The sequence below is a fragment of the Arthrobacter sp. E70 genome (assembly GCF_058266945.1).
Window position 1 is genome coordinate 284,435 of sequence record NZ_JBYQFR010000006.1, and the last position, 6,307, is coordinate 290,741.

The following is a 6,307-nucleotide window of genomic DNA, read 5'->3' on the forward strand; positions in this document are numbered from 1 at the left end:
GGCAGCCGTGACAGGGGTTTACCCGGGCAGGATCGGCTGCGAAATAAAGTGAAATTACCCGATGGCCTTCCCCGACCCCGGCTAATAGTTCTCCACTGTAACCGTAGCGTTATAAACCGGCCAACATTTTTGCATACCAGGTATTGCCTGCCGTTACCTGAACGGGACCCCGATCACACCCATGAACCGTATGCCCGCACGGTATTTTCGCTAATTCCAGCACAAAGATGGGCAAGGTCCGATCCTGTCACATCCGCCATCGCGCGTACGGTGTAGGGAACCATGTAGCTGGCGTTGGGCTTGCCGCGGTGCGGGTGCGGGGTCAGGAACGGGGCATCGGTTTCCACCAGGAGGAGCCCGGGTTCCGCAATTGCCAGGGCGGAGCGGAGATTGGCGGCATTCCTGAAGGTCAGGGTGCCGGCGAATGACATCCACCAGCCTTCCTCGTTGCAGGTCCTGGCGAGTTCCTCATCGCCGGAGAAGCAATGGAAGACCACGCGCTTGGGCGCGCCCTCTTCGCGGAGCACCCGCACCACGTCGCTGTGCGCATCCCGGTCATGGATCTGGAGGGTGAGGTCCAGTCGCTTGGCGATGTCGATGTGCCGCCGGAAGGAGTACTCCTGGTGGGCCAGGCCCTCCCCTTCCGTGCGGAAGTAGTCCAGGCCGGTCTCGCCGATGGCACGGATGCGTGGGTGCGCGGCGAGGCGTTCGATCTCCTCAAGGGCCGCCTCGAGTCCCCCGCGTGCAGCGTAGTGGGGAGCGTCGTTCGGGTGCAGCGCCACCGCGCCCAGGAGCCGCTGGTCCTGGTCCACCGCTTCGACGGTGAAGCGCGAGGATTCCAGGTCGCAGCCCACCTGGACGGCCCCCTGGACGCCCACGGCCGTTGCAGCATCGAGGGCAGCCTTGATGCCCACAGGCGCCTTCCCGTCCGGGAAGTCCAAATGGGTGTGGTTGTCCATGACGGGGACCGGCAGCGGCTCCGGGGCAGGAGGAAATTCCTTCCGGGGACGGCCGTCCAGTCCGGAAGCGTCGTCGGCGGGCCCCCGGTAGGCGGCAGGAATCAGCGTATTGCACATCCAAACAGCCTAACCGCCGGCAGATGCCCCCTAATCGCCGGAACATTCTGTCAGCCGCGGCAGTTGTCTTAGTAGTCTGGTACGAACACATGCGAACGCCCACCGACGGGCGCAGGCAGGCTCGCTGTCCCGTCCAGGTGAAACCCGGGCTGAAAGGTTGCCGATGGAACCCCACCGACGCACTGCCGACAATGTGAGCGCTCCGAACCTTAACCTGGCCGGCGTCGCGGATTCCGTGAGCCACCTGAACACGCACCGCCCCGAACCAATGCACGTGGAGGCGTTCCACGCCGCCAGCCAGCGCATCCTCTCGACGGTGAACACCGTGATCGACGGCAAATCCGACGCCGCCAGGCTGGCGCTCACCGTCCTGCTGGCCCAGGGCCACCTGCTGGTCGAGGACGTGCCCGGCGTGGGCAAGACCCTGCTGGCCAAGACCCTCGCGCGCACCATCGACTGCACGGTCAACCGCATCCAGTTCACCCCTGACCTGTTGCCGTCCGATGTGACCGGAGTGTCCATCTACAACCAGTCCTCCAGGCTGTTCGAGTTCCGGCCCGGCGCCGTGTTTGCCAACATCGTCATCGGCGACGAGATCAATCGGGCCTCCGCCAAGACGCAGTCCGCCCTGCTCGAATGCATGGAGGAGCACCAAGTCACGGTGGACGGCACCTCGTACCGCCTTGATGAACCATTCATGGTGGTGGCTACCCAGAACCCCATCGAGATGGAAGGCACCTACCCGTTGCCCGAGGCCCAGCGCGACCGGTTCATGGCCCGGATCTCGATGGGCTATCCGGACAAGGACGCCGAGATCGAGATGCTCGAGACCCACCAGTCTGCCTCCCCCCTGGCGTCCGTGGCGGCCGTGGTGTCGGCTGCCGACGTCGCTTCGATGATCGCCACGGTGCAGCAGGTCTTCGTCTCGCAGTCGGTGAAGGAGTACACGGTGTCCGTCGGCAGGGCCACCAGGGAGAGCCCGTTGCTCCGGCTCGGCGCCAGCCCGCGTTCGATGCTGCAGCTGCTGCGCGCGGCCAAGGCCACGGCCGCCCTCGATGGCCGGGACTTCGTCCTTCCGGACGACGTCGGAGACGTGGTCGAAGCCGTCCTGGCGCACAGGATCATCCTTGACCGGAAGGCGGCCGGTGCGGGCGAAACACCGCACAGCGTGCTGCGGAACATCCTTTCCCGCCTTCCCGTTCCCCAGGAAGCCCCCGGCGGCAGGGCCGCAGCGGTCGCCGGCGGCAGGAACCGCTAGGCCCTCACCATGGCGCTGCTGGACAGACTTCCCCGGCACCTGTTCACCAGGCGCGGATGGGGCATGTTGGCGGCCGGTGCCTTTACGCTCGCCGCGGCGCAGGTCATGGGCCGCCGGGACCTGCTGACGCTGGCGATGCTGCTGCTGGTTCTTCCGCTGGTTTCCCTGGCGGGCACGCGGCTGGTGAAGCCGCGGTTCCGGGTGTACCGGGAATTCAACCCGTCACCCGTCGAAACATCCGCCCCCACCACCGTCAGCCTGGCGGTGGCCAGGAACGGTCCGGCCACCGGGCCGGTGACCATGGAGGAACGGCTGCCCGCCCGGTTTGGCGAGACTCCCGCTTTCCGGTTCCCGTCCCGCTCCGCCGCCGGCGGCACCAGCCGGTATGAATACCAGCTCCGGTCCAGCCAGCGCGGCCAGTTCCGGATCGGGCCTGTCACTGCCGAATTCACCGACCCCTTTGGGCTGTCCCTGCACCGCCAGGCGATAGACGACGGCGACGTCCTCACCGTGACGCCGGCCGCCGTCGTGCTTCCCATGACCGGACTGGCAGGCGCGCGGGGCAACGACGGCGTCACCGCCACCCGCATCCGTGCCAACCCCAGCGATGACGACGTGATGACGCGGGAATACCGGCACGGCGACCCGATGCGCCGGGTGCACTGGGCTGCCACGGCCAGGCATGGAGCCCTCATGGTGAGGCAGGAGGAATCGGTCACCACGCCCGAAGCCACCATCATCCTGGACCATCGGTACGCAGCGTTTTCCGGCGGGCCGGGTACTGCGGTGCCGGGGCTTGCGGGCCCGGACGGGCATGCGCTGGCCAGCAGCAAAGCGTTCGAATGGGCGGTGGTTGCCGCCATGTCCATCAGCGCACACCTCGCCGAGCGCAACTACGGGCTGCGGCTGCTGGACACCGGCGGGGAACCGGCGTTCCTCCACTCCCCCTCGGCGCCGGACCCTGCCGCCGAGGAGTTCACCGGGACGGCGGGGCTGCAGTCGGTCGCCGAGAGCCTCGCGGCCATCCACCTGTCCGGGGCGCACCATGTGCGGGACGGCGTCCTGGCCGACATCGCAGGGAGGACCAACGGGCGGCGGGGCGCCCAGGGAGTCCGCGGCCACGGCAACCCGGACTCCGGGCCGGCACCTTTCGACGACCAACTCATGGACAAGCTGTCCGCCCACCGGATGCGCGGGCCCCTGATCGCCGTGCTGGGAAGGATCAGTGCCGAGGAGGCGTTGGCCCTGGCCCCCGCGGCGGCGTACGGAACCAATGCCTTTGCGCTGGTGGCCGCGGAAAAAGCTGAGGAGTTCCTTGACGTCCTTGAAGTGCTGCGCCAGGGCGGCTGGCGGGCGGCGGCCGTCAATCCACGGGTCAGCGTTGCCGCCGCCTGGAGCCAGTTCGACCAGGAGCCCGCCCTGCCGGTGGCACCGGCCGCAGACGTCCGGCGTGGAGCGGGGATGCCAAGATGACTGTTGCAGCGGCCAGGCCGCAGGGCACCGGACAGGAAACCCCGCCTTCGGCAGGACCCGGGGGCCGCAAGAGGGTGGGCGCATATCCCTGGGCCATGGCGGCGTCCATTGCGGTGGCTGTCAGCGGGGCCGCGCTGTCCCTGAACGGTGTCCTGCGCGGCTGGAACTGGTATTGGGCCGTCCTGACAACCGTGGCGGCTGTCAGCCTCACCCTTGCCTTCCTGCGTTCCATCCGCGCGCAGCCCCTGCTGGTCACGGTGGGAGGCTTCCTTGCCCTGGGCGCTGTTTTGACCCTGACGTTCTTCCGCAGTTCAAGCATCATGTGGATCATTCCCAGTGGTGCTAGCCTCCGGGACTTGGACCGGCTGATCAGGCGCGCCAGCGAGACCGTTCTGGCAGAGACGGCACCGGTTGCGCCCAATGTGGGCATTGTCATGGTCATTTGTGCCGTGCTCGGCCTGGCTGTCATCCTCGTCGACGCACTCGCCGTTCCGCTGGGCATGCCGGCCGCCTCCGGGATGGGGTTGCTGGCACTGTTGGTGGTGCCGGCCATGATCAAGCCGCAGAGCGTGGGGCCCTGGAGTTTCGCCGTCACCGTGGCCGGCTACCTGATGGTCCTGGCCTGCAGCCAGTGGTTTTCGCCCGACGGGAGGATGCAGGCCAACTCCGCCCGCAGTCCCGGCACGCTGCGCCGGGCGGCACTTACCGGCGCCGTTGCGCTAACCGCCACGCTGGTCCTGCCACTGGCCATCCCGGGTTTTGACCGCGGAACCTTTCCGCAGGGCTCCCGGCTGAATCCCTGGGGCGGCTCCACCGGACTGAATCCCATGATCATCCTGGGCAACAGCCTCCGGACACCGGACGGCAGCGGCCGCATCACCTACGCCACCAGTTCGTCCTCACCGCTCTATTTGCGCACAGTCACCGTGGACAATTTCGACGGCGAATCCTGGGCCCCGGACGACCGCGCCGGGTCCCGGCTTCCGCTCGCCGGCCGCATCGACCCTGGTTACGCCGTGCTGGCCGATGAGCAGGTGCGGCAGGTGACCGCCATTGAAACCGGATCCTTCAGCAGCCCCTACCTTCCGGTCCCCTACGCCCCGGAGACCATCCGCGGCCTCACCGGCCAGTGGACGTGGGACCCCGCCACGCTCTCCATCAAGGGGACGGACATCACGTCGCGGCGGCAGGAGTATGTGGTCACGTCCGCCGTCCCCAAGCTTTCTGCAGCGCTGCTCGCCCAGTCCTCAGGCGCGGCCCGCGGCATCCCCGACGAGTTCACCCGCGTTCCGGGCAACGTTCCGGACATCGTGAAAACCACTGCCAGGACCGTGGCCGGTTCCGCCGGCACCCCCTATGCCAAGGCAATCGCCCTCCAGAAGTACCTGCGCTCGGCCGAGTTCACCTATTCGCTGCAGTCACCCGTGCAGGGCGGCTACGACGGCAACGGGCTTTCCGTCCTGGCTGACTTCCTCCAGCAAAAAAGCGGCTACTGCATCCACTACGCGTCAGCCATGGCCGTCATGGCCCGGGTGGAGGGGATCCCGAGCCGGATCGCGGTGGGCTATGCACCCGGCAGGTTGACCGGGGCAACGGTGTCGGTGGCAGGGCAGGGGTCCCTCCCCGAGTACGAAGCGGACGCCCGGGACGCCCACGCCTGGCCTGAACTGTACTTCCAGGGCCTGGGCTGGGTGCCCTTTGAACCCACTCCTTCGCGGGGCGTGGTCCCGGACTATGCCACGGAGTCAGCCGTTTCTTCAGTGCCGGACGCGCTTGGCAACAACGACGGCCTGGTCCCCGATGCCGCACCCGCTCCGACGCCGGCCCCCAGCGCCGCGCCACTGCCGGCGCCCGGGGCGGGTAACGGGGCCGGCGGTGACGCGCCGCTGCTGCCCTGGCTGCTGGGCACGGCAGCGGTGCTGGGAGCTGTCCTGCTGGCGGCCGCGCCGCATCTGGTCCGCACGGGCATCAGGGGACGGCGGCTGCGGCCGAAGCGCCCGGGCGACGCCGTCCCGCTGGCATGGAGCGAACTCCTTGACCTCGGCACGGACTTCGGCCTGCCGCCCGGTGCCAGCGAGACGCCAAGGGCCTACGCTGCACGGTTCCGCCAGACGCTGCTGGGGGAAGCCGGTGGCATGGACGAACAGGCGCACCAGGCAGTCGCCGCCCTGACCGCGGGTTTCGAACGGTACAGGTACGGCCGGCCGGACGCCGCCGGGAGCGCCGCAGGCTTCCTGCCCGCAGCGGATGTCCCGGATCCCGGCATCGGCGTGGCCGCCCTTGAAACAGCCGTGCGGGAAAATGCCAGCCTCCCCCGGCGCCTGCGCGCGGCCTGGCTGCCGCCGTCCGTTACGCAGCGCCTGGGCCGGCTGGCAGGCCTGCCGTTCCGGGCGGCCGGCAGTGCGGCCAGGAAGCTGGCCGCAACCGCCGTGCACCGCGGGGGGCACGACCGGGCGGAAAAGCCGGCGCGGGGCACTCCAAAGCCGGGGCCTTCCCCGGC

At 68.7% G+C, this 6,307-nt stretch carries 4 protein-coding genes; 3 read left to right on the forward strand and 1 reads right to left on the reverse strand.

Annotated features, from left to right (window positions below):
- Positions 1–173 precede the first annotated feature (173 nt).
- Positions 174–1,076 (reverse strand): TatD family hydrolase, encoded by a 903-nt coding sequence (locus AC3IMC_RS10100; RefSeq protein ID WP_490918392.1) that lies wholly within the window; start codon positions 1,074–1,076, stop codon positions 174–176.
- 163 nt (positions 1,077–1,239) lie between these two features.
- Between AC3IMC_RS10100 and AC3IMC_RS10105 the strand changes: the two genes are divergently transcribed.
- The 3 genes from AC3IMC_RS10105 to AC3IMC_RS10115 form a co-directional block, all read left to right on the forward strand.
- Positions 1,240–2,334, forward strand: a complete 1,095-nt coding sequence (locus AC3IMC_RS10105; RefSeq protein WP_490918393.1) for an AAA family ATPase — start codon at positions 1,240–1,242, stop codon at positions 2,332–2,334.
- Positions 2,335–2,343: 9 nt separating this feature from the next.
- A complete protein-coding gene (locus AC3IMC_RS10110; protein WP_490918394.1) occupies positions 2,344–3,807 on the forward strand; it encodes a DUF58 domain-containing protein in 1,464 nt (487 codons plus the stop codon).
- Positions 3,804–6,307, forward strand: a 2,504-nt coding sequence (locus AC3IMC_RS10115) for a transglutaminase TgpA family protein (protein ID WP_490918395.1), incomplete at its 3' end; no start/stop codon positions are given. The genes AC3IMC_RS10110 and AC3IMC_RS10115, both read left to right, overlap by 4 nt.